Source organism: Lacinutrix sp. MEBiC02404 (assembly GCF_053601575.1).
On the sequence record NZ_JBSHNV010000206.1, the window covers coordinates 17,199 to 37,655 of the forward strand.

22 protein-coding genes are annotated in these 20,457 nt (G+C 33.0%); 21 read left to right on the forward strand and 1 reads right to left on the reverse strand.

Translation table 11 applies throughout. The features are described 5' to 3' along the window. The first annotated feature begins 59 nt into the window (after window positions 1-59). The 11 genes from ACVCXO_RS12305 (at window position 60) to ACVCXO_RS12355 (ending at window position 10,710) form a co-directional block, all read left to right on the forward strand. The gene (locus ACVCXO_RS12305; protein ID WP_452229890.1) at window positions 60-1,565 is read left to right on the forward strand and encodes a BCCT family transporter; all 1,506 of its coding nucleotides are present in this window, start codon (window positions 60-62) and stop codon (window positions 1,563-1,565) included. Between the two features lie 9 nt (window positions 1,566-1,574). Then, entirely contained in the window at window positions 1,575-2,204 is a 630-nt protein-coding gene (locus tag ACVCXO_RS12310; RefSeq protein ID WP_452229891.1) for an alpha-ketoglutarate-dependent dioxygenase AlkB family protein, read from the forward strand. Window positions 2,205-2,460: 256 nt separating this feature from the next. Next, window positions 2,461-3,126: an oxygen-insensitive NAD(P)H nitroreductase gene (gene nfsB, locus ACVCXO_RS12315; protein WP_452229892.1), complete on the forward strand. Its 666-nt coding sequence runs from the start codon at window positions 2,461-2,463 to the stop codon at window positions 3,124-3,126. A gap of 20 nt (window positions 3,127-3,146) precedes the next feature. Next, window positions 3,147-4,154, forward strand: coding sequence for a zinc-binding alcohol dehydrogenase family protein (locus tag ACVCXO_RS12320; protein ID WP_452229893.1), 1,008 nt, complete (start codon window positions 3,147-3,149; stop codon window positions 4,152-4,154). A 299-nt stretch (window positions 4,155-4,453) separates the two neighbouring features. Continuing rightward, complete coding sequence (locus ACVCXO_RS12325) at window positions 4,454-4,927, forward strand: cupin domain-containing protein (RefSeq protein WP_452229894.1); 474 nt, start codon at window positions 4,454-4,456, stop codon at window positions 4,925-4,927. Between the two features lie 138 nt (window positions 4,928-5,065). Continuing rightward, window positions 5,066-6,172, forward strand: coding sequence for an L-dopachrome tautomerase-related protein (locus ACVCXO_RS12330; protein ID WP_452229895.1), 1,107 nt, complete (start codon window positions 5,066-5,068; stop codon window positions 6,170-6,172). A gap of 112 nt (window positions 6,173-6,284) precedes the next feature. Next, window positions 6,285-7,148: an AraC family transcriptional regulator gene (locus tag ACVCXO_RS12335; RefSeq protein WP_452229896.1), complete on the forward strand. Its 864-nt coding sequence runs from the start codon at window positions 6,285-6,287 to the stop codon at window positions 7,146-7,148. 124 nt (window positions 7,149-7,272) lie between these two features. Beyond that, a complete protein-coding gene (locus ACVCXO_RS12340) occupies window positions 7,273-8,118 on the forward strand; it encodes an enoyl-CoA hydratase/isomerase family protein (protein ID WP_452229897.1) in 846 nt (281 codons plus the stop codon). Window positions 8,119-8,130: 12 nt separating this feature from the next. Further along, window positions 8,131-8,535 (forward strand): nuclear transport factor 2 family protein, encoded by a 405-nt coding sequence (locus tag ACVCXO_RS12345; protein WP_452229898.1) that lies wholly within the window; start codon window positions 8,131-8,133, stop codon window positions 8,533-8,535. 241 nt (window positions 8,536-8,776) lie between these two features. Further along, the gene (locus tag ACVCXO_RS12350; protein ID WP_452229899.1) at window positions 8,777-9,730 is read left to right on the forward strand and encodes a 2OG-Fe(II) oxygenase; all 954 of its coding nucleotides are present in this window, start codon (window positions 8,777-8,779) and stop codon (window positions 9,728-9,730) included. A gap of 173 nt (window positions 9,731-9,903) precedes the next feature. Further along, complete coding sequence (locus ACVCXO_RS12355) at window positions 9,904-10,710, forward strand: SDR family NAD(P)-dependent oxidoreductase (protein ID WP_452229900.1); 807 nt, start codon at window positions 9,904-9,906, stop codon at window positions 10,708-10,710. Between the two features lie 57 nt (window positions 10,711-10,767). Here ACVCXO_RS12355 and ACVCXO_RS12360 read toward each other — a convergent pair whose 3' ends face one another. Next, complete coding sequence (locus ACVCXO_RS12360) at window positions 10,768-11,157, reverse strand: winged helix-turn-helix transcriptional regulator (RefSeq protein ID WP_452229901.1); 390 nt, start codon at window positions 11,155-11,157, stop codon at window positions 10,768-10,770. 259 nt (window positions 11,158-11,416) lie between these two features. Here ACVCXO_RS12360 and nfsB (ACVCXO_RS12365) point away from each other — a divergent pair, with 259 nt between their 5' ends. The 10 genes from nfsB (ACVCXO_RS12365) to ACVCXO_RS12410 all read left to right on the forward strand — a co-directional run bounded on the left by nfsB (ACVCXO_RS12365) (window position 11,417) and on the right by ACVCXO_RS12410 (window position 20,451). Continuing rightward, window positions 11,417-12,070 (forward strand): oxygen-insensitive NAD(P)H nitroreductase, encoded by a 654-nt coding sequence (nfsB, locus tag ACVCXO_RS12365; protein ID WP_452229902.1) that lies wholly within the window; start codon window positions 11,417-11,419, stop codon window positions 12,068-12,070. A 32-nt stretch (window positions 12,071-12,102) separates the two neighbouring features. Continuing rightward, window positions 12,103-12,726 (forward strand): putative quinol monooxygenase, encoded by a 624-nt coding sequence (locus ACVCXO_RS12370; RefSeq protein ID WP_452229903.1) that lies wholly within the window; start codon window positions 12,103-12,105, stop codon window positions 12,724-12,726. A gap of 12 nt (window positions 12,727-12,738) precedes the next feature. Continuing rightward, the gene (locus tag ACVCXO_RS12375; protein ID WP_452229904.1) at window positions 12,739-13,641 is read left to right on the forward strand and encodes a hypothetical protein; all 903 of its coding nucleotides are present in this window, start codon (window positions 12,739-12,741) and stop codon (window positions 13,639-13,641) included. A gap of 28 nt (window positions 13,642-13,669) precedes the next feature. Beyond that, entirely contained in the window at window positions 13,670-14,524 is an 855-nt protein-coding gene (gene budA / locus ACVCXO_RS12380) for an acetolactate decarboxylase (RefSeq protein ID WP_452229905.1), read from the forward strand. Between the two features lie 10 nt (window positions 14,525-14,534). Beyond that, a complete protein-coding gene (locus tag ACVCXO_RS12385; RefSeq protein WP_452229906.1) occupies window positions 14,535-15,800 on the forward strand; it encodes a carboxymuconolactone decarboxylase family protein in 1,266 nt (421 codons plus the stop codon). A gap of 154 nt (window positions 15,801-15,954) precedes the next feature. Then, complete coding sequence (locus tag ACVCXO_RS12390; protein ID WP_165749685.1) at window positions 15,955-16,473, forward strand: nuclear transport factor 2 family protein; 519 nt, start codon at window positions 15,955-15,957, stop codon at window positions 16,471-16,473. Between the two features lie 39 nt (window positions 16,474-16,512). Beyond that, complete coding sequence (locus ACVCXO_RS12395; RefSeq protein ID WP_452229907.1) at window positions 16,513-17,454, forward strand: NADP-dependent oxidoreductase; 942 nt, start codon at window positions 16,513-16,515, stop codon at window positions 17,452-17,454. Window positions 17,455-17,483: 29 nt separating this feature from the next. Further along, the gene (locus ACVCXO_RS12400; RefSeq protein ID WP_452229908.1) at window positions 17,484-18,110 is read left to right on the forward strand and encodes a putative quinol monooxygenase; all 627 of its coding nucleotides are present in this window, start codon (window positions 17,484-17,486) and stop codon (window positions 18,108-18,110) included. A gap of 44 nt (window positions 18,111-18,154) precedes the next feature. Continuing rightward, complete coding sequence (locus tag ACVCXO_RS12405; protein ID WP_452229909.1) at window positions 18,155-19,645, forward strand: aldehyde dehydrogenase family protein; 1,491 nt, start codon at window positions 18,155-18,157, stop codon at window positions 19,643-19,645. A gap of 185 nt (window positions 19,646-19,830) precedes the next feature. Next, window positions 19,831-20,451 (forward strand): MarC family protein, encoded by a 621-nt coding sequence (locus ACVCXO_RS12410; RefSeq protein ID WP_452229910.1) that lies wholly within the window; start codon window positions 19,831-19,833, stop codon window positions 20,449-20,451. The last annotated feature ends 6 nt before the right edge of the window (window positions 20,452-20,457 follow it).

Genomic DNA, 20,457 nt, shown 5'->3' on the forward strand with positions numbered 1-20,457 from the left:
ACGTATAGAAGATAATTTGTATTCTAATCCTTATTTTTGTTTTAAACAAATCACCATAAATGTTTAAATACATTCAAAAACATTCCATTTTATCTATTTCAGTAGGTATTATTTTTCTATGCACTTTAGTTGTGTTTTTTGCAACCGAAACAAGTTATAATGCTATTGAAAGTACCTCATTATGGGTTCGGAATTATTTTGGATACTTTTATTTGTATTTAGGATTTGGCTGTGTGCTTGCATTATTATGGATTGCATTTTCCAAATACGGAAACATAAAATTAGGCAAACCAGCTTCTAAACCAGAATACTCGTTGTGGTCTTGGATTGCGATGTTATATAGCGCAGGTATGGGATCTGGTATTTTATTACGAGCCGTACAGGAGCCAGTTTTTATGCAACAAAATCCACCTTTTGCATCTGGTTTATCTAATGAAACTGTAGCATTGGAATTCACGTTTTACCAATGGGGAATTACTGCTTGGGCATTTTATGGGCTATTTGCGGTTATTGTTGGCTATGCGTTGCACGTCAACAAAAAGAAAGTCAGAATTAGTGCCACCATTGAAGATCGTATTAAAAGCAAATCGATAAGAGCAAGTGTAGATATTATCACTATTATCACCACTATTTTTGGATTAATTGCTGCTATAGGTTTGGGTACTACACAAATTAATGGTGGATTAAATCACGTTTTTAGTGCAGATTTTGGACTAATAACAACTATAATTTTGTGTGTTTTTATTTCTACAATAGCATGTTATTCCGCTTGGCAAGGCGTTAATAAAGGGATTAAAATATTTTCTAAATTAAACATTATTGTCACTTTATTCATTTTGTTATTCGTTTTTTTTACAAGCGATATGCAAGGCATTGTCGTTTCTTTTTTTACTGCTTTGTATCAATACATTATCGACTTTATACCAATGAGTTTGGCAATTGGAGATTATAATCCTGGATTAGAGTTTTTAACAGGATGGACCTTTTATTATTGGGCGTTTTGGTTAGCTTGGGCACCTTTTACAGGTATATTTATTGCGCGTATTTCTAAAGGAAGAACGATAAGACAATTATTATTAGGTGTGCTAATTATTCCAAGTTTAGGAACCTTCTTTTGGTTTTCGGTTTTTGGATCTTCAGCATTTCATTTAATTGAAGCTTGGGGCACTTACGATAACCAATTCGGGAATGTGTTTTCATCTATTTTTGTTTTTTTCGAGCAATATCCGTTTGCTACATTTCTAAACATAACGTCTATATTTTTATTAATCAGTTTTTTGATAACTTCTGTCGATTCTGCTGTGTTTGTTCTAAGTATGTTTACGGATAAAGGTTCTAAAAATCCAAATAGAACGCATCGTGTAATCTGGTCGGTTTTTATCTTATTAGCGACCATAGCTTTAATCCTTTTAGGAAATATTAAAACAAATGTCAATGTTTTAGAGGCTGTACAACGCTTGTTAATTATAACGTCGTTACCGTTTTCGTTTTTCATAATAATTATGTTCGGTTTTTTTGTAAAAGATCTAAGAAAAAACCGACTAAACACCAATAATTTAGAATAGGATTTTATTATGGAATCATTCAAACCAATAGATTTGTTTTCGACTAACGAGGTCCGTAAAAAGGAATTTGATTTGCCTGGCGCTGCTATAACTTTATTCGAAAATTTCTTTTCAGAAGAAGAAAGTGATAGGCTTTACAATAGTCTATTAAAAAACACCAATTGGGAGCAAGACCAAATGACTATATATGGTAAACAGATAGATTTACCTCGATTAACCGCATGGTATGGTGCCACAAACGAAAACGTTTCTTATGCGGAAAACAACAGTAAAATGCAACCTTGGAATACCGATTTATTGTTTATCAAAAATCGCATAGAACAGAATGTAAATATCAAATTTACGCGCTGTTTACTTAATTATTATAGAGATGGAAAAGACAGCGTAGATTGGCATCAGGATTATGATGCAAACCAACGTGAAAACACGGTTATCGGCTCCGTTACTTTTGGAGAAACAAGACCTTTTCAACTTAAACACGCAACGCGTAAAGATTTAAAACGTATAGACATTCCTTTAAAACATGGTAGTTTGTTACTAATGCAAGGTGCTACTCAAGATAATTGGAAGCATAAAATTCCGAAAACAACAAAAAAAATTAGACCACGAATAAACCTAACTTTTAGATGGGTTGGATAAAACTAAAATGGTATTAAAAAAAGATTAACTAAAACTAAATGTACGTTGTGCAGTTTGGAAATTGCTTATTATCTTTTTTATGAAAACTTTAGGAATTACCTTTAATTATACCGGTATTCCCTGTTTTTATACATTAAATTGGATTGATTTTCTAGTTATTTTTGTACTATCATTTATGACCGTTATTGTGAGGTTTTAATACTATACTTACTTTTGTCACTATAAAAATGATAGTTAATTAAAAAAACATATAAAAATGAATTTACAAGACACATTAAACTGGAGATATACTACTAAGGAATACGACACAACCAAGAAAATATCTGATGCAGATATGGCACAAGTTAAAAACTTATTACGAATGAGTCCTTCAAGTATTAACCTGCAACCTTGGCACTTTATTATTGCTGAAAGTACAGAAGGTAAAGCACGCATGACAAAAGGGACACAAGGCTTTTTTCATTTTAATGAACCAAAAATAACGAATGCTTCTGCAGTAGTATTGTTTTGTTCAAAAACAAGCGAAGGTGCAGATGATACTTTTTTTAAACACCTTTTAGAAGTACAGGATAAAGACGGAAGATTCCCTAATGAAGACATAAAAAACGGAATGTATGGAGGAATGAACGCTTTTGGAGACATTCATAAATATGATTTAAAAGACTATCAACATTGGATGGAAAAGCAGGTATATCTTAACATTGGTAACTTTTTATTAGGTGTAGCTAGTTTAGGTATTGATGCTACGCCAATGGAAGGTATTGATGTAAAAGCGCTAGATGAAGAATTTGGATTAAGAGCTAAAGGATTTACGTCTTTAGTAGTTGTTTCTTTAGGATATAGAGCAGCATCAGATTTTAATTCGACGGATAAAACACCAAAATCAAGATTACCACAAAGTGAAATTATCACAGTAATATAATTGCAAAAATTTTAATTCAGATGAAAGCAATAGGATACAAAGAGAATTTACCAATAGACAATGTAAATTCACTACAAGACATAGAAATAGCGACTCCGAAAGCAACAGGAAGAGATATTTTAGTAGAGATTAAAGCCATTTCGGTAAATCCTGCAGATTACAAAGTACGTGCAAATATGCCTGTACAGGGTGACGATTGGAAAATTATTGGTTGGGACGCAACAGGTATTGTAAAGGAAGTTGGAGAAGATGTTACTTTATTTAAGGTTGGCGATGAAGTTTGGTATGCTGGCGATTTTACACGTCAAGGAAGTTATGCGCAATTTCAGGTGGTAGATGAACGTATTGTTGGTAAAAAGCCAGCAAGTTTATCCTATGCTGAAGCTGCTGCCTTACCATTAACATCTCTTACTGCTTACGAAATGTTATTTGATAGATTAGAAGTTGTAAAAGACGATGCCAATAAATCTATATTAATAATAGGCGCAGCTGGAGGCGTTGGTTCTATAATGGTGCAATTAGCCAAAAAGCTAACAAAACTGAACATTATTGCTACTGCTTCTCGCATAGAAACTACCGATTGGTTAAAAGAATTAGGTGCAGATACAGTTATCAACCACAGAAATAAATTGAGCGAAGAGTTTGAAAAATATAGCCTTCCTGCTCCAGAATATGTTGTGAGTTTAAATGCTACGGAGCAACATGTGGATGAAATTGTTAAGCTGATTAAACCACAAGGGAAATTCGGATTTATTGATGATCCGAAAGTGATGAATGTGATGCCTTTTAAAGGAAAAGCAGTGTCTACACACATTGAGTTAATGTTTACACGTGCTATGTTTCAAACCGAAGATATGATTGAGCAACATAACATTTTAAACAAAGTTTCTGAATTAATAGACAACGGAACCATTAGAACCACTTTAGGCGAAAACTTCGGAACTATTAATGCGGAAAACTTGCGTAAAGCACACGCTTTTTTAGAAACCGGAAACGCAAAAGGGAAAATAGTTTTAGAAGGATTTTAATTTAATAGCCAATTAAAATTTTTAATTACACGTCACTTCGAGTGAATTTTGAGGTACGAAAAAATTAGTATCGAGAAGACTCATAGTTCAGTAGGTTCTCGATACAAAATTCTAAAAAGAATTTCACTCGAACTGACAAATTAACTATTAATCAATATATAAGAATGTCACTTCGAGTGATTTTATTGAAATAAAATGGAAATAAAAATGTATCGAGAACTTAGGAATTCGGTTGTTTTTCAATATTAACAACTTTAGAATTAGTTTCACTCAAACTGACGAAATATATAAATAGAAAAATGAATTTCAAATCAATTATAGCAGCAGTAGCTGTAACCGCATTATTTGCAAGCAATACTGCAAATGCACAAGTAAACACCATAGATTCTGTAGCAACATCAAAAGTGCAACATTTCAATTTTGATGAAATGGAATCAGAAACTATCGGTGAAGGAATCAAACGTAAATGGTTCCATGGTGAAAAAGGTCAAATGACCATTTTTAATTTAGAAAAAGGAGCGCATATTCCTTGGCACAAACACCCAAACGAGCAGATCACCTACATCATGTCTGGTAAGGTTAAAATCAAGACTATTATTGATGGTAAAGAAACATTTGTAGAAGTTGGAGCAGGAGAAGTGATTGTTTTTCCTGAAAATGTACCACATGAGTTTTGGGCTTTAGAAGAAACTGTAGATTTAGATGTGCACGTGCCTGTACGTCAAGATTGGTTATCCAAAGAATTACCAGATTATTTAAAGAAGAGCAACTAAAACTTTAAAATAACGTCACTTCGAGTGAATTTTGAGGTACGAGAAATTAGTATCGAGAAGTTTATTAACTTTAATGGTTCTCGATATAAAATTCTGAATAAGAATTTCACTCGAACTGACGTCATAATTATATTCAAGATGAAAAATATTAGTTTCTTATTAATTTTAATCACATCTGTTATGTCCATAAAAGCACAAAACACAGTAGGTGAAACGGAAGTTTTTGCAACTACAGCGCAGGCAGTTGGTAATATTACGTTTACGGATACTGGCGATTTAGTTTACAGTCATCATCCTTTTTTCTCACCAGAAAATAGAGTGATGATTATGGATGCAAAAACCAAAGAAAGCAAACCATTTCCTAATAAAGCGTGGAATACACCACGAACTACAGACGATAATTATCTAAGTAATGTTTTAGGTATTAGAAACGATGAAAACGGAATTGTTTGGATGTTAGATATGGCGCAACGCGATAATGTAACACCTAAAATAGTGGGTTGGAACACAAAAACTAATCAATTAGAACGTATTTATTATTTACCAAAATCTTCTGTGCCAAAGCACGCGCAGCCTAACGATATGGTGGTAGATACCAAAAACGGTTATTTTATTATAGCTGATGAAGGTATTGGCAATGGTGGAGATGGCAGCAAAGCAGCTTTTATTATTGTAGATATGAAAACCGGTAAAACGCGTCGTGTTTTAGAGGGTACAAGATCTACTTTACCAGAAAACACACCAACCGTAATTAACGGTAAACATTTAGCAGTTAATGGAAAAGATTTATTGGTTGGTAATGACGGAATTACTGCCGATGCAAATTTTGAATACATTTATTATGGACCATTAAACGGACCAAAAATCTACAGAATTAAAACGTTAGATTTAGTAAATGAAGTATTAACAGAAGATGCATTAGATCGTAAAATCGAAACCTATTCCGAGAAACCAAACAATGGTGGTATGTCTATTGATAAAGAAGGTAACTTATACTTAACTGCTTTAGAAACCAACAGTGTTACTGTGGTTTTAGCAAAAGACCGTAGTGTAAAAACAGTGGTACAAGACAAAAATATGGTTTGGCCAGATGGTGTTAGTTATAATCACGTTGATGGGTTTATGTATGTCTCTGCAGCACAGGTAAACAGAGGAGCTCCTTTTAATGATGGTAAAGATTTGTCTACAAAACCATTTTACATTTTCAGATTTAAACCCATTACAACAGGCGTTTCTTATAGATAATTGAAAGGTTTCTTAATAATTCACCCGGTTATTGATGAACCCAAGGAAGAAGCCACTAATTATAGGGGGCTTTTTTTATTCATAGAATGTTTAACTTTAGAAAAAACGAATTATGCCAAGAACTATCATCGAGAATATTGTTATCGCAGAATATAAAAAGCAAACCTTTTTTGACTTTTGTAAGTATACTACCATTCGTTTTTTTGAAATTGTTTATTTTGAAGAAGGCACAGGAACTATAAAGATTAATGGAAAAATGGTAAATTATACTTCAAATAGCGTTTTTGTGTTCGTTCCAGATGATATTTACATTGTTAATCCGGAAACACCAACATCTACTGTTGCTATCAAGTTTTTAAAGAGTTTTTTCAGGAATTCGAATACGCAAAACGATACTCTTCCTGTTAACGATTGGTTTCGTAAAATTGAAGGTATTTTAAACAGCGAAAGTCACCAACTACGTGAAATGAAGTTTGAAACAGAATCAGACAAACTACATTTAGTGTCTTTAATTAAAATGGTTTCTACTGAAAATTTGAAAAAACAATCCTATGATCTATTCATCATTCAAAATTCATTATCCGTTATTCTTCATTTGATTGCTAGAAATATTCAGTTTTTAAATACGGATATGACTGCCAAGGTTGTGGAGTCTTCAAAAATTCAGCAAATCATAAATTTTATTCATACAAATATTTATAATGTAGATTTGTTATCTACTAGAAGTCTTGCAGAAGAATTTAATATGGCAGATAATTATATAAGCGAGTATTTCAAAAAACATACTGACATTAGCCTAAAAAAGTACATCATCAATTATAAATTGAAGTTAGTAGAAACACGACTTAAGTATACCGATTTACAATTCTCAGAAATAGCAATCGAACTCGGTTTTACAGATTCTAGCCATTTAAATAAAACTTTTTTAGCCTATAAAGGCATTACTATTGGTGCTTTTAAAGCGGCTTTAGCCTAAGTTTTTACTAATAACCTTGTTTTTTACTAATAGTGCTTTGTTTTATACCAAATTAAACCTTGGTTACTCCTGTAAATTTGCAGTGTAATTAAAACACAACACTAATAATTTAAAACATAACACCATGAAAACAACAGGATTTAAAACATTTAAAGTAGCAGTAAAAGAAGGACAAGCTTGGGTAACTTTTGATAACCCACCAGTAAATATTCAGGATATTCCAATGATCAAAGAGTTGGATGAATTAGCAGCATCTTTAGAAGAGGACAGAAGTATTAAAGTAGTCGTTTTTCAATCTGCTCATTCAGAAATTTTCATTGCGCATGCAGATACTAATTTCTTAAAAGATATGTCTACAACAGCTGTAGATAGAGAAGATATTGAGTTATTAGACTTACAAAAAGTATTACAACGCATTAGTAAATTACCACAAATTACCGTTAGTAAAATAGAAGGTTTTGCTAGAGGAGGTGGTCATGAATTTGCTTTAGCAACAGATATGCGTTTTGCAGCACGTGGTAAGGCAGTATTTATGCAAATGGAAGTTGGTATGGGAATTTTACCTTGTGGTGGTGGATCATCTAGAATGGCACGTCAAATAGGTTTAGGTAGAGCATTAGAAGTGATTTTATCTGCAAAAGATTTTGATGCAGACCAAGCAGAAGCTTACGGACTTATAAATAGAGCATTAGATCCGGATAAAATTGGAGCTTTTGTGGAAGATTTAGTAAATAGAATGTCACAATTTAATTCTGATGCTATCGAAGCTGCAAAACGTACTATTTATGCATCTATAGATTTACCAATTGAAGAGGCTTTAAAAGAGGAAGCATATTGGTTATACCAAGCAACAAGTAAATCTCCAGCAATAAAACGTTTTACGTTAGCTGATGATACGGGATTCCAAAATGATATGGAAAACCAAAGAAACTTCGAGACTTTATTAATGGGATTACAAGGTGTAAACTAAAAACTAGAAATTATGAATACAGCACGAAATAAACAAACTATACTTGATTTTTTCGAACGTTTTTCTGCAGGTGATGCTACAAGCGCTTTAACTTATTTAGATACAGATGCAACATGGCAATCTATGGGAATTAAAGGGGATCTACCCGTTTCAGGAACCATGGATAAAAACGGAATTGGAGAATTAATTAAAATGGTAAAATCTGCTATTCCAACAGGATTAGAATTAACACCAGTGGGTTGGACTGCAGAAGGCGATAGGGTAGCTGCCGAATTTATTTCTTACGGTGTACTTACAAACGATAAAGTTTATAATAATCCGTATCATTTTTTATTTCAATTTTCTGATGGAAAGATTCTTAAAATAAAAGAATATATGGACACATTACACGTAAAATCAATATTTGTTGATGCGTAGTAAATAATAAACACCTCTTTAAAAAGAGGTGTTTAATAGGTTTCAAAATAAAATCTTTAAATAGACTTTAGCAAACATATTTGCTATAAAAAACAGTTACTTCTAGGTCTATATTCTTATTTAAACGAATTGTTTTTTAATTACATATAAGACGATGAATTAATATATATCAAACAACAATATATACAAAAACCAAAATACTCTATAGTGGTTGTTTTGGTAAAAAAAACATATAGAAACAATGAGAAATAAAAATATAGTAGCACAAGCTCGTGCGCTTACATTGCCAACTCGCGAAGCTTCACTAAACCGTGATCCTTCTGTGTCACTATTTTGGAATAGTAACCGAGAGTTACTTGAAGATGCATGGAGCGAATGGGAAATTGAAAACAAAGACAGTTTATTAATTCCTGATGAAACGCTACTTGACCCGAAATTGAGAAAAGCGATAAACGATGCTTGGGAAAATCCAGAAAAAGAAAACGCTGTAGCTGATTTATGGGAAGAAATTATTCCTGGAGTGTATTCTGCTCAGTTTTTTGATTTAGAACGTTTAGCGGAATTTCGCAAGTATTTAGAAGATACTGTAAATTCTGAAATTCCTAGACGTGCACCTTATGGTATTCAATTGAATCGTCATGGAGTTATGCTAGATCCACGCTCAGAGGGATACCTTGCAGCACCTAATTTTCAGGCATTTTACAACGAAATAATGGATCGTTATATGCGTCCAATCGCTCGTTTATTACTTGGCACGTATGGCTACGATAACCAAACATTTGGATTCTCTATTCAGTACAATCCAGATAAAGACAAGGATTTGCATGCCCATACAGATGCTTCGGCTGCTACCTTGAATGTCAATATTAACTTACCTGATGAAGAGTTTACAGGTTCGCAAGTGGATTTTCACGATACATCTACAAGAAAAGTTGTTCAAACTATATTTGAACCTGGAAAAGCAATTATTCATACAGGAAAAATACCACATGCTACACACCCAATTACTAGCGGACAACGTAGTAACTTAGTAGTGTGGCTATACGGAGACCGTATGCAAATACCGAGAGGTGGTGCAAATAGCTATGGTAGTGTTGATAATTTAGCGTCTAAAGTTATTACAACAGAAAATGTAACCGCTCGTGAGCGTTGGAGTATACCAAATAGCCCTAAAGATACTATTGCACCGTTTTAATAATAAAAATAGGAGTGCGACTTTGGAGTAAATTGCAAAAAAGGTATTGTCAGAATTTATTCATAAATAAAGGAAAAGAAACAAAGCACATAATCAATTGTCCGTTCGAGCGCAGTCGAGAACTACTAATAACCTTTCGACTGCGCTCAAGGTGACATTAAATTAAAAACAACATGAGTAAAACAATATTAATTACAGGAAGCACAGACGGAATAGGAAAGTTAACCGCTTTAAAACTAGCAAAAGAAGGGCATACGGTATACGTTCATGGTAGGAGTGAAGCCAAAGTAGCCGCAGTTGTCAAAGAAATTAAAGAAACTTCCAATAACCAAAATATTAAAGGTTTGGTTGCTGATTTTTCAGATTTAAAAGCGGTTAAAAAATTAGCAGAACAAATAAAAAATGAAGTTCCTAAAATTGATATACTAATAAATAATGCTGGAATTTTTAAATCAGAGAGCACTTTAACTAAAGACGGTTTAGATTTTAGAATGGTTGTAAATTACTTAGCACCATATGTATTAACAAACGCTATACTGTCTAATATTAAAAACGGTGATTCCCCAAGAATTATTAATTTAAGTTCTGCAGCACAAGCACCAATTTCAGAAGCTGTTTTAAGAGGAAAAGAGCAAGTTTCAGAAAATGATAGTTATGCGCAAAGCAAGTTGGCATTAACTATGTGGAGTTTTAATTTAGCGAAACAAGAACCAAAAATTGCGGTTATAGCTGTAAATCCGGGCTCGTTATTAAATACAAAAATGGCAAAAGAAGCTTTTGGAGATTATTGGTCTCCTGCAGAAAAAGGTGTGGATATTTTATATGATTTAGTAACTTCTGAAACTTATAAAAACGATTCCGGGAAGTATTTTGATAATGATAAAGGAGAGTCAAAAGGACATTTCTCACCAGCACATCCAGATGCTTATGATGAAGCTAAAATTGAAAAAGTATTACAAGTAACAGATAGTTTATTGTAAATTCATCTGTATAATAAACCAATAAGGCTACCTAATTGGTAGCCTTATTGGTTTATATTATTTAGTTTCTTCAAATATAAACTCGCCTTTAGTTTCCGCAGCATGTAATCCCCATTCCGTAATTAGATTTAAAATAGGTGTAAGGCTTTGTCCAAACTCGGTAAGCGTGTATTCTACTTTTAAAGGAGGTTTTTTAGAATAAACCTTTCTATTTACAATACCATCTGCTTCTAATTGCTTCAATTGCAAACTTAGTGTGCGCTCTGTAATGCCAGGAATTTCCTTTCGTAATTCGTTATAACGTCTTTTATCTCCAATTAAATGGGTAAGGATCACACTTTTCCATTTTCCGCCAATCAATTCCATTGCTGCACTGGTTGGGCAGAAGGATATTTTATCATTGATTTTAATCTTTGGCTTTTTTTCAAACAGTTCTTTTCTGTCCATAATGATATATATTTATGAAAGCAGCATACGAATATGTACTCTCTTTTTAATAGATTCTTTTGCAAATTTAATGGACTTTAATTTAGTATGCAACTATATTTTGTATAGTAAAAATGTCTATGTTTAACACATTGATTAAAAGTGTATTATAAAATTATTTTATACTATACTTTATGACCGTTATTGCACAACAATGAAACTATACATACTTTTGTCACTATAATTTTGATAGTATATTTTGCCAACTAAACATAAAAAAATGAATTTAACTGAAATTTTAAACAACCGCTATTCCGTAAAAGAATTTGATGCTACTAAAAAGATATCAGATGCAGATTTTAAACAAGTAAAAGATGTATTGCGTTTAAGTCCATCTAGTGTAAACTTACAACCTTGGCATTTTTTAATTGCAGATACTGCAGAAGGGAAAGCCCGTATTGCAAAAGGAACACAAGGATTTTTTCATTTTAATACGCCTAAGGTTTTAGATGCCTCTCACGTAATTGTTATTGCTGCTCGCACAAATGCAGATGAAGCATATATGGCTAGCATTTTAGAGCAAGAAGATAAAGACGGTCGTTTTGCTGCACAAGAATTTAAAGACCAAATGCACGGTGGACGTATGTTGTTTGCAGATATTCATAAATACGACCTTAAAGATTTACCACATTGGATGGAAAAACAAGTCTATTTAAATATGGGGTCTCTTTTATTAGGAGTTGCTGCTTTAGGTATAGACGCTTGCCCAATGGAAGGTGTAGATGTTAAAGCTTTAGATGAAGAATTCGGCTTACGTGAAAAAGGGTATACAGCATTAGCTGTTGTGTCTTTAGGATATAGAAAAGATACCGATTTTAATGCGAAGCTTCCAAAATCGAGATTTTCAGAAGAAACCATAATTACCAAATTATAAAATAAACAAGAACACTATAAAAACACATAATTATGAAAAGCACAATCGTAAAATTCACAGCAAAACCAGAACACGCAACTAGTTTTGCAGCAACCTTAAAAGAAGCACAGGCAGCCACACAAAAAGAAGCTGGTAATAAAGAAATTAAAGTATTTGTATCTAAAGCAGATGCGAATGTGTTTTTTGTTTATGAGCGTTGGGCTGACAAAGCAGCTATAACATCTCACGATAACGAGCCACACACAAAAAAGTTAATGGAAGTTGGACAAACAGCACTGGCAAGTGCGCCAGATTTTTATTTCTTAGGAGATACAAACCCGTTACCAGACCATTCTAAATCTGCAAACGCAGAAGACGACGTCTTTATTATTTTTTTCATTTTTAAGTTGAAAGCAGGGTTTAGAGAACAACTTTTAAATCAGTTTGAAGATCACATTACACATACCAGAAAAGAGGAAAAAGGAAACATTCTTTTTGACTTATACACAGTAGACGACCAAGCAGATACCTTGGCTGTTTATGAGCATTGGAGAAAAGAATCTGATGTTTGGGATATTCACTTTCACCAACCTTACGCAGAAAAAACAGGTAAATTAATGAATGAAGCTGTTGTTGGAGACTTAGAACAATACATGAATTTTGTAACTGAAATTTAAAGATTTTTTAAAATGAAAAATATAATTACAGCACTATTTTACGGAGTTATAGTTGCATTTGGAATTCAGGAAGTTTCTGCTCAAGAACCAAGTATGAGAACTTTTAATGAAAACACAAAAGCAGTACAATTAGATAAGGGTACGATGCAAATTTTTGATTATGGTGAAACTAAAGTTCACGTTTACGAAACCAAAGGGTTTTTTAATACACACGCTTTTTTTATTGAAAAAAGCGGAAAAGGAGTATTGATTGAAACACCACCAATGAAAGATAATTACAAGGAGCTTGTAAATTATATTGTTGGTTTAGGTTACACAAATATTGATGTGATGGTTTCTTATCATTTAATAGGAAAGCACTTTTTTGATACGGATAAACTAAAATTTAACCATATATATTCTAATCAAGAATCTTTAGATTATATGACGAATTCTGGTAATGAATCGCTCTCAAAATTAGCAGAAGTCTCAGGTGAAGATCTAGACGAAACTACAATAGTGCCAACCGATTTACTAGAAGCAGGAGCACAAGAAATTTCAGGAATTCCTTTTATTATTACGCCAACTGGTTTTGGTTTTGATGTAGAAATGCCAGAAATAAAGGCGGTCCACTTGCATATGGTTGGGCACGATAACCATACTATGATTTTTAATTCTGAATTTATAGATACCGTAATTAACGAGCTTTCCGCTATTCAGGAAAAAGGATATGCAACCTATTTTTCTTCACACAGTGCACCTGAAACTTCTGGAGATGTGACCATTAAAATCAACTATCTTAAAGAGATGAAAGTACTACTTGCTGCTTCTAAAAATAGCGAAGAATTCATTCAGAAAATGGATAAAGCCTATCCTAATTTTGGATGGAGAAATTACTTATTAGGAAGTGCAAATATGTTGTTTACTGAAAAATAATTCAGTTAAACAATAAAAATCAACCATTATGAAAAAACTAATACTACTATTTTCGTTGGCGCTTGTAGCAAGCTGCGGAAATGAGACAAAAAAAGAAGCAATGTCAACTTCGGAAGAAGCACACGGACATTCACATTCTAAAGGTACGGACGAACACGGTTTGGCACCTCATACCGAAAATACCATTCATCAATATGCACCAACGGTTGCCTTGTTAAATAGTATTTACGAAGGTGATATTACCCCGCAACAAATGGTGCAGCAAGGTAACATTGGTATTGGAACCGTAAATCATTTGGCTGGAGAGCTGGTTGCTGTAGACGGAGTGGTGTATACCATTGATGCCGAAGGCGGAATAGCAGAAGCACCGGAAGATTTAGAATCTCCGAATATGACGATGATAAATTTTCAACCGAAACAAACGGTAACTGTTGAAAATATTGAGTCTTATGAAGATTTAACTAGAGAGCTTCAAAAGTATTCAACCTCTAAAAATAGCTTTTACGCATATAGAATTAAGGGTGAATTTAAGCACTTAAAAATGGCTTCAGCGCACAAAGTAGAGAACGAAGATGTGTCTTTATTTGAATATTTAGACACACGTGTAATGTACACTAGAGAGAACATAAAGGGCACTTTGGTAGGTTTATTTACTCCCGATTATTTAGGAAACATAGTTATTCCAGGAATGCATTTTCACTTTTTATCAGACGATATAAAATTGGGAGGACATTTAGAGGACATCAAATTTGATAAACTTTCCATTGAAATTCAAGAAGTAAACCAAGTTAATTTACAACTTCCAGAAACTGAAAAATTCAGAAATAAAGATTTAAAACAAGGCGCAGCACCAAAAGCTACAGCAAAACAAAATGGTAAATAATAATAATAGAATGAAAAAGTACATAATTTTAGTTTTAGCATTGTCTTTCTCTTTTGCAAGTATTTCGCAAAATACAAAGGAAGATAACTATAAAACAGGCGTAAAAATTGTAAATGAGGTAAATGGCGATGGCGCTTCAAAAGGTTTGGAAGCCGCTTTTAAAAGCGTGTCTCCAGATATGGCAGATTATATTATTCGTTATGGTTTTGGAGAAATTTACAACAGACCAGGTTTAGATTTTAAGACAAAAGAATTACTAATAATAGCTAGTCTTACTACACAAGCCAATGCAAAATCGCAATTAAAGTCGCATATGAAGGCTGCACTTAACCTTGGTGTAACACCAGATGAGATTTCTGAAACAATGATTTTGTTGAGTCTCTATACTGGTTTTCCTGAAGCAAACAATGGAATTTTTGCCTTGAAAGAAGTTTTAAAAGAAACCAATTATGTGGCAACTACAAAAGTTAATTCTTCTAATCAATTAATTAAAAACTGGGAATTAGAGGGTTTTTCTATGCCAGAATCTATAGTAGCTTCTCCAACTGAAGATTGGTTGTATGTTTCTAATGCAAATCAGAATGAAAAAGGATATATAAGCCGAATTACAAAAACAGGAAAAGTAGATAATTATAAATGGGTAACAGGGTTAAACAACCCTGCTGGTTTAGCATTATACCAAGACAAATTGTATGTAGGTGATGGTAAGGAACTTCATATAATTGATGTAAAAAAAGGTAAGCTGATAAATAGCTTTACATCAACAGATGTGGTTTCATTAAATGATGTTGTAGTTTCTAAAACAGGACAGGTTTTTATCTCTGATATTGCAGGCGGAAAAATTTTCACTTTAGAAAATAACAAACTAGTAGTTTGGTTTCAAACACCAGAAATTAAGCATCCAAACGGAATTTTTATTCAAGATGATAATTTAATTATTGCTGATTTTGGTGCAGAATTATCATTAGAGTTAACTCCAGATAAGTATGGTAGTTTGTATAAAGTCAACCTAAAAGACAAAACAGCTACGATGATTAAAAGTGGGTATCAATTAGGTGCTTTAGATGGTTTAGCAGCAGTTAAAGATGGATATTTAGTTACTGGTGGTACGGTTAGCGATTTGTTTTTTATCAATAAGGATACTCGAAAAAGAATAGGAACTTTTCCAAAAGGGTTAGCAGATATAAGTATTGAAGGTAATACGCTATATGCGCCAATTCTTTTTAGTAATAAAATTGAATCTTTTTCACTTCCTATGGTTTACGATAAAAAGTAAGGCGTGCTTTGTTAATTAAATCATAAAATATTGATATTAAATAAATTACGGACACAATATACCATTAAAGGCACATTATTTACCATTACTAAACTATAAGACATTTTTAGATTTGTAGTATCATTAAAATTAACAAATAACTAAAATTAAAATTATGAAAAAAGTACAACTAACAGTAGTCTTAATTGGTGCTATCTTATTTGCATCTTGTACAGACAATTCTGCGGAATTAAAAAAATTAAATGAAAACATTACTAATTTGGAATCTAAAATAGAAGTTCAAAATCAGGAGCAAGCAACTTTAGAGGCAAACAAAAAAGTAGTAACAGATTTTTATCAAGATCTCTTCGGAAACCAGAATTATCAAAACATAGATAAATATGTTGGTCCGGTTTACATTCAGCACAACCCTAATGTTGCAGATGGTAGAGAAGCGCTTAAAGAAATGTTACCTATTTGGTTAAAAGATGCTCCTAAATTTAAACTCAACTTCAATCTTATTGTTGCAGAAAAAGACCTAGTTTTTGTACAAGTAATTACAAATAAAGAAGGTGATAGAACCTCTACAATGGATGTTTTTAGAATTACAGACGGTAAAATTTCTGAACATTGGGATGCGTTTAACACCTTCAATAAAGGAGATAAATCTGCGAACGATAATCCTTTATTTTAATCAAATTCATCAAATATAATTTTTTAAAAAATACACCATATGAAAGCTATAGTATTAACAAAAGCAGGAGGACCAGAAAACCTTCATTTAGCAGAAGTAGAAAAGCCAAGCATAAAAGAAAACGAAGTGTTAGTTGCTGTTAAAGCAATTTCATTAAACCCTGCAGATGTAAAACCAAAGTACGCTGACAAAATGTTGGATTCAATGTACGGTAAAAATCGTCCAGTTATTTTAGGATGGGATATTGCAGGAACAGTAACTGAGGCTGGTACAGCCGTTACCGATTTTAAAGTAGGTGATACTGTTTTTGGGATGGTAAACTTTCCAGGAGCAGGTAAAGCATACGCGGAATTTGTTGCAGCTCCAGAAGCGCATTTAGCACTTATGCCAAGCAACGTTTCTTTTGAAGAAGCTGCTGCGACCACTTTGGCTGCTTTAACGGCATTACAAATTTTAGAAGGAAAAATTAATAAAGGAGATAAAGTTTTAATTCAAGCTGGTTCTGGTGGAGTTGGTCATTTTGCAATTCAAATTGCAAAGAGTTTTGGTGCGTATGTTATTGCTACTGCATCAGCCAAGAACAAAGATTTTATACTGTCTATTGGAGCAGATGAAGCTATTGATTACCATACCCAAAATTTTGAAGAGGTGTTGTCTGATATAGACTTTGTTTTGGATACTCAAGGTGGTCAAGTATTAGTGAACTCCACTAAGGTTTTAAAAGATGGAGGAACAGTAATTACCACTTTTGGTATGGATATGCCCGAGGAAGCTAAAGCTATAGCAGAGAAAGAAAACAAAACGGTTTCTAATATTTTAGTGCATTCTAGCGCTAAAGATATGAACACTTTAAAAGGAATGTTAGAAAACGCAACTCTTAAACCAAATATCTATAAAACCTTTGCTTTTGAGGATATGGCAGACGCGCATAGAGAAGTTGAAAAAGGGAGAACAGTAGGTAAAGTGATTGTTACTCTTTAGAATTAATCAATAATTTAAAATCAAGTAAGATGATAAAAGTTATAGGTCAGTTTGAAGTAAAACCAGCATTCCGTTCTCAATTTAAAGAGGCTTTAATGACTGTAAAAAAGGGAAGTGTTGAAGAACCAGGATGTTTGGGTATTCGCTTGTTTGAAGACAAGCAAAATCCTAATATGTTTTTTGGATATGAATTGTTTATAGGAGAAGAGGCTGTGGCATTTCATCGTTCTCAACCCTACGAACTAAAACTAGCAGAATTAGCAAATGAAGCACTTGTAAATCCACCTAAAGCTTATGTTTTGATTGGTGAAGTTTCCGAAGAAAAAGGAGTTGAAGAGTTTAGTAGTACTGCAAATTCAGCAGAACTACGTGTTATTGCTTTGTTTGATATTAAAGCAGATGAAAACAAAAAACTGATCGCACAATACGAGAAGCAAATTCCGAATGTGAGAGCTCAATACGAGTGCGTTTCTTTTAACGCATATACGGTTTTAGAAAATCCAAATCAGTTAGTGGTTATTGAGGAATGGAAAACGCAAGAATTTGCTCAGAAGTTTTCTACAACAGACGCACTTTCTATGGAAACTGGTAAAGTGTTATCAGAAATAGTAGAACGTCCTATTCCAGAATATTTACATCAAGTAAACGAGATATAATAATTATTGATTACTAAAGATAGTAATCAAAAAAAACACTAAAAATGAAAACACAAGACGAATTACCAAATTACACGAAAAAAATATTTGTTGGTGGCGAATGGAAAGATGGAAAAGGACCAGTAATAAAAGATATAAATCCTTGGAATCAAGAGGAGTTATTCTCTTTAAATAGTGCTACGGAAGATGATGTAAATGAAGCTTTTGAAACAGCAGCTATTGCACAAAAAAAATGGGCTGCAGTATTACCTCCAGAAAAGAGCAGAATGATGCAAAAACTAGCTACGGTTGTTAGAAACCGTAAGCAAGAGTTTGCAGAATGGGCACGAAAAGAAGTAGGTGCAACTTTGGCAAAAGGCTATTTTGAAGCTGAGTTAGTAGCTAGTGTTTTTGAAAGCGCTGTGCATTTACCATTATTAGTAGAAGGTAAAATTTTACCAAGAGATATAGAGGGTAAAGAATCTATTGCAGTTAGAAAACCATTAGGGGTTATCGGATTAATTTCTCCTTGGAATTTTCCAGGACAATTAACTGCGCGTACTTTAGGTCCTGCGTTAGCAGTAGGTAACGCAGTGGTTTTAAAACCAGCATCAACATCAATAGTTACTGGAGGATTAATTTTTGCTTCATTTTTAGAAGAAGCAGGTTTCCCTAAAGGGTTATTAAGTGTATTGCCAGGTGGCGGAAGTACTATTGGTACTGCGATTACCAAACATCCAATCTCAAAATTAATTTCGTTTACAGGTTCAACTCCCGTTGGTCGTCAAGTAGGAATAAATGCGTTGAGTGCGGATATTATTAAAAATATCGAATTAGAATTGGGTGGTAATAGTCCGTTTGTAGTACTAGAAGATGCTGATATTGACCAAGCTGTAGAAGCTGCTGCTTGGGGTAAATTTATGAATCAAGGTCAGATTTGTATGGCTATAAACAGAATTATTGTAGAAGATAAAGTTTATGATGAATTCACAGAGAAGTTTATTGCAAAAGTAAAAACCTTAAAACGTTTAGATATGAATGATCCGGATACGTTTGTAGGACCAATCATAGATCAAGCACAATTTGACACCGTTAAAAATTTAATAGACGAAGCTAAAGCACAAGGTTATAAAATTGCTTTAGGTGGTGAAGCAGATGGTTTACATATGCCTCCACACGTTTTTGTAGATACAGACGAAAACTGTCCGTTGTTTAAAAACGAGATTTTTGGACCTGCAGTTTCTATTACACGTGCTAAAGATATGGAAGACGCATTGCGTTTAGCTAATGCTACAGATTTTGGTTTGTCTAGTTCTGTATTTACACAAGATGAAGCTAAAGGAATGGCATTTGCACAAGGTATTGAGGCTGGTATGACGCATATTAATGACCAACCCGTTAATGATAGTGCTTATGCACCATTCGGTGGCGTTAAAAACTCAGGTTTAGGTCGTTTTAACGGACAATGGGGTGTAAAATCGTTTACCGTAGCACATTGGATTACCATTCAAAAAACACCAAGAAAGTATCCATTTAAAGCATCTGATTTTCAGTAAAATATAAAAGGGTGTTTGTTTTTAATGCTGAGTTTAATATTAATTAATCTCAGCATTTCTTATATTATAAAGCGAAAAGAAATTACTTCCGTTTTTGAAGTACTATTGTATTCAAAAAAAAGACAAAATTGCTTAGGTAATACAGAACTAATTCAATTTTTTTGCAAAATAAAATTTTATAATTAATGGATAACTTAATTACATTCTCAATTACAGTATTTACAGCCTTTTTTGCTATCACTAACCCGATATCAAATATGACTGTTTTTGTTTCTTTAACACAAGGTGCAGATAAGAAAACGAAGCATGATATTAATAGAAAATCAAATATTATTGCGTTTGTAATTGTTGCGGTCTTTGTGCTTTTAGGGAAGTATATTTTCGAATTATTTAATATCAGTATTCCGGCATTTAAAATCACTGGTGGTATTTTGATCTTTTTTATTGGGTTCGATATGCTGCAATCTAAACAGTCTAATGTAAAAACATTGGACAATGTGCATGTGGATGAAAATATTGCTGTTTCTCCATTAGCGATACCAATTTTAGCAGGACCAGGAACTATTGTTACCGCAATGAATTTTGTGTCTAATGTAGAAACGATTCATATTATTTTAGTGATTCTTATATTTGGTTCCATGAGTCTATTAACCTATTTCACTTTTAGATTAAGTGATTTAATAGTTAAAATAGTTGGTCATAATGTGATATCTGTAATAGGAAAAATAATGGGTCTAATTATCGCTATCATTGGAACAGGTATGATAATTACAGGAATTAAAATTTCATTTAATTTAATGGCTTAGTTTTAG

What these genes read in the sequence shown, in the direction of transcription:
- ACVCXO_RS12305 (WP_452229890.1), top strand. Translation starts at nt 60, where the DNA reads ATGTTTAAATACATTCAAAAACATTCCATTTTATCTATTTCAGTAGGT.
- ACVCXO_RS12310 (WP_452229891.1), top strand. Translation starts at nt 1,575, where the DNA reads ATGGAATCATTCAAACCAATAGATTTGTTTTCGACTAACGAGGTCCGT.
- nfsB (WP_452229892.1), top strand. Translation starts at nt 2,461, where the DNA reads ATGAATTTACAAGACACATTAAACTGGAGATATACTACTAAGGAATAC.
- ACVCXO_RS12320 (WP_452229893.1), top strand. Translation starts at nt 3,147, where the DNA reads ATGAAAGCAATAGGATACAAAGAGAATTTACCAATAGACAATGTAAAT.
- ACVCXO_RS12325 (WP_452229894.1), top strand. Translation starts at nt 4,454, where the DNA reads ATGAATTTCAAATCAATTATAGCAGCAGTAGCTGTAACCGCATTATTT.
- ACVCXO_RS12330 (WP_452229895.1), top strand. Translation starts at nt 5,066, where the DNA reads ATGAAAAATATTAGTTTCTTATTAATTTTAATCACATCTGTTATGTCC.
- ACVCXO_RS12335 (WP_452229896.1), top strand. Translation starts at nt 6,285, where the DNA reads ATGCCAAGAACTATCATCGAGAATATTGTTATCGCAGAATATAAAAAG.
- ACVCXO_RS12340 (WP_452229897.1), top strand. Translation starts at nt 7,273, where the DNA reads ATGAAAACAACAGGATTTAAAACATTTAAAGTAGCAGTAAAAGAAGGA.
- ACVCXO_RS12345 (WP_452229898.1), top strand. Translation starts at nt 8,131, where the DNA reads ATGAATACAGCACGAAATAAACAAACTATACTTGATTTTTTCGAACGT.
- ACVCXO_RS12350 (WP_452229899.1), top strand. Translation starts at nt 8,777, where the DNA reads ATGAGAAATAAAAATATAGTAGCACAAGCTCGTGCGCTTACATTGCCA.
- ACVCXO_RS12355 (WP_452229900.1), top strand. Translation starts at nt 9,904, where the DNA reads ATGAGTAAAACAATATTAATTACAGGAAGCACAGACGGAATAGGAAAG.
- ACVCXO_RS12360 (WP_452229901.1), bottom strand. Translation starts at nt 11,157, where the DNA reads ATGGACAGAAAAGAACTGTTTGAAAAAAAGCCAAAGATTAAAATCAAT.
- nfsB (WP_452229902.1), top strand. Translation starts at nt 11,417, where the DNA reads ATGAATTTAACTGAAATTTTAAACAACCGCTATTCCGTAAAAGAATTT.
- ACVCXO_RS12370 (WP_452229903.1), top strand. Translation starts at nt 12,103, where the DNA reads ATGAAAAGCACAATCGTAAAATTCACAGCAAAACCAGAACACGCAACT.
- ACVCXO_RS12375 (WP_452229904.1), top strand. Translation starts at nt 12,739, where the DNA reads ATGAAAAATATAATTACAGCACTATTTTACGGAGTTATAGTTGCATTT.
- budA (WP_452229905.1), top strand. Translation starts at nt 13,670, where the DNA reads ATGAAAAAACTAATACTACTATTTTCGTTGGCGCTTGTAGCAAGCTGC.
- ACVCXO_RS12385 (WP_452229906.1), top strand. Translation starts at nt 14,535, where the DNA reads ATGAAAAAGTACATAATTTTAGTTTTAGCATTGTCTTTCTCTTTTGCA.
- ACVCXO_RS12390 (WP_165749685.1), top strand. Translation starts at nt 15,955, where the DNA reads ATGAAAAAAGTACAACTAACAGTAGTCTTAATTGGTGCTATCTTATTT.
- ACVCXO_RS12395 (WP_452229907.1), top strand. Translation starts at nt 16,513, where the DNA reads ATGAAAGCTATAGTATTAACAAAAGCAGGAGGACCAGAAAACCTTCAT.
- ACVCXO_RS12400 (WP_452229908.1), top strand. Translation starts at nt 17,484, where the DNA reads ATGATAAAAGTTATAGGTCAGTTTGAAGTAAAACCAGCATTCCGTTCT.
- ACVCXO_RS12405 (WP_452229909.1), top strand. Translation starts at nt 18,155, where the DNA reads ATGAAAACACAAGACGAATTACCAAATTACACGAAAAAAATATTTGTT.
- ACVCXO_RS12410 (WP_452229910.1), top strand. Translation starts at nt 19,831, where the DNA reads ATGGATAACTTAATTACATTCTCAATTACAGTATTTACAGCCTTTTTT.